Source organism: Dietzia sp. B19 (genome assembly GCF_014145155.1).
GTDB lineage: Bacteria > Actinomycetota > Actinomycetes > Mycobacteriales > Mycobacteriaceae > Dietzia > Dietzia natronolimnaea.
The window spans coordinates 1-1,811 of record NZ_JAALED010000430.1 but is presented as its reverse complement, the minus strand read 5'-3'; the positions used below and the strand labels follow the sequence as shown (position 1 = coordinate 1,811).

The window sequence follows — 1,811 nt, the reverse complement described above, 5'->3', positions numbered from 1 at the left end:
GGCGGTCGCCCTGGTGGGCGCGGGGCTGGTCGGGTTCCGTCGGCGCGACGTGCCGCGGACGTGACCGCCGAGCTGACACACTGACCACACAGCTGTAGACGATCCGGCCGACGACGGCCCGATCTGACATCACCCGGGAGGATCACATGTCGGACGAGTTCGATCGAGACCGGCTGGACGCAGCCCTGGCGGCCGTCGAGGACTGGCCGGTGGACAACGTCTCGGCAGCGGTCGTCGGTCCGGAGGGGCTCCTGGCCGTGCGTGGCGACGAGGACCGCGTCTACCGTCTCGCCTCGGTGACCAAACCGATAGTGGCCGTGGCCGCGCTCCTCGCTGTCGAGGAGGAGGCGATCTCCCTCGACGAGGCCGCCGGGCCCGAGGGCTCGACCGTCCGCCACCTGTTGGCCCACGCATCCGGTCTGGACTTCAGTGATCGCGGGAAGGTGCGCGCCGGGCCGGGGGAGCGACGCATCTACTCCTCGGCCGGCTTCGAGGTGCTCGCGGACCACATCGCCGACGCCACGGGGATCGCCTTCCCCGACTACCTCACCGAGGCCGTGTGTCAGCCGCTCGGGATGGGATCGACGGTGCTCGAGGGCTCGGCCGGACACGGCGCCTCGGCCAGCCTCGCCGACCTGGTCGCCTTCGCGACCGAACTCGTGGCACCGCGGCTCCTGGCGCCCGAGACACTGGAGGAGGCGGTGAACGAGCAGTTCCGCGGCCTCGACGGCGTCGTGCCCGGTTACGGAATGCACAAACCGTGTCCGTGGGGTCTGGGGTTCGAACTCCGGGAGGCCAAGTATCCCCACTGGACCGGCCAGCACAATTCTCCCGGGACCTTCGGGCACTTCGGACAGTCGGGCACGTTGCTGTGGGTGCAGCCCGAGATCGAGACGGCCCTGGTCGTGCTCACCGACCGCGACTTCGGGGACTGGGCCAAACCGCTGTGGCCGGAGTTGTCGGACAGGGTGGTGGACGCCGCAACCCGTCGCAGCCGCCCGGAGGACTCCCTCGGGGGCTGACGCACCCTCCTCGCCGACACGCCGCCGGGGACTCACACCGGCGGGATTACGGTGCTGTAACTTTGCTGAGAATGCAGAAGTGTCGCTGGTGTAATTCGTTCACTTGAGGCACAGTTGTGTACTACAACCACATACGAATCATCGTTCACACGATATCGCGAGGTCGTTGGGGAAGACGTCCCTCAGTGAGTCGGGAGTGAAGCGATGTCTGATCTGAACCATTTCGCGGATACGACGACCGGCGTGGTGTTCATCCATGCCGCGCCTACCGCGTTGTGCCCTCACGTCGAGTGGGCTCTCGCGAGCACCCTCGACGCGTCCTCCGCCATGCGTTGGGAGGACCAGCCGGCCCAGCCGGGCGCCCGCAAGGCGATCGTCGACTGGATCGGTCCGGTCGGCACCGGTGCTCGCCTGGCCGATTCGCTGGCCAAGTGGTCGATGCTGGCCTTCGAGGTCACCGAGGACCCGAGCGACCTCGTCGACGGCGAACGCTTCTCGCACACCCCGGAACTCGGGATGTGGCGAGGCCAGACGGGCGCGAGCGGGGACGTGGTGATCGGGGAGAACAGGCTCCGGCACCTCATGGCCGCAGGCCCCGCCGCGTTCCACGCCTCGGTGGACGCCGAACTCGGCACCGCATGGGACCGCGCGCTGGAGCCGCTCCGCGGGCATCCCGCCGCTGCCGAGGTCACCTGGCTCTCCCGCGTCGGCTGACGAGCGCCGACAGGCCGGTTCCGGTCGGCGATCCCCGACTCACGACGACTCGCCGACGAACGCCCGCACCCTCTC

2 protein-coding genes are annotated in these 1,811 nt (G+C 69.1%); both read left to right on the top strand.

Annotated elements, in window-relative coordinates:
- The first annotated feature begins 146 nt into the window (after positions 1-146).
- Positions 147-1,022 carry a serine hydrolase domain-containing protein gene (locus tag G6020_RS12185; RefSeq protein ID WP_179524985.1) on the top strand — a complete coding sequence of 292 codons (876 nt, stop codon included), beginning with the start codon at positions 147-149 and terminating at the stop codon, positions 1,020-1,022.
- Between the two features lie 204 nt (positions 1,023-1,226).
- Positions 1,227-1,736: a DUF3145 domain-containing protein gene (locus G6020_RS12180; protein ID WP_179524986.1), complete on the top strand. Its 510-nt coding sequence runs from the start codon at positions 1,227-1,229 to the stop codon at positions 1,734-1,736.
- Positions 1,737-1,811 lie beyond the last annotated feature (75 nt).

What these genes read in the sequence shown, in the direction of transcription:
- G6020_RS12185 (WP_179524985.1), top strand. Translation starts at nt 147, where the DNA reads ATGTCGGACGAGTTCGATCGAGACCGGCTGGACGCAGCCCTGGCGGCC.
- G6020_RS12180 (WP_179524986.1), top strand. Translation starts at nt 1,227, where the DNA reads ATGTCTGATCTGAACCATTTCGCGGATACGACGACCGGCGTGGTGTTC.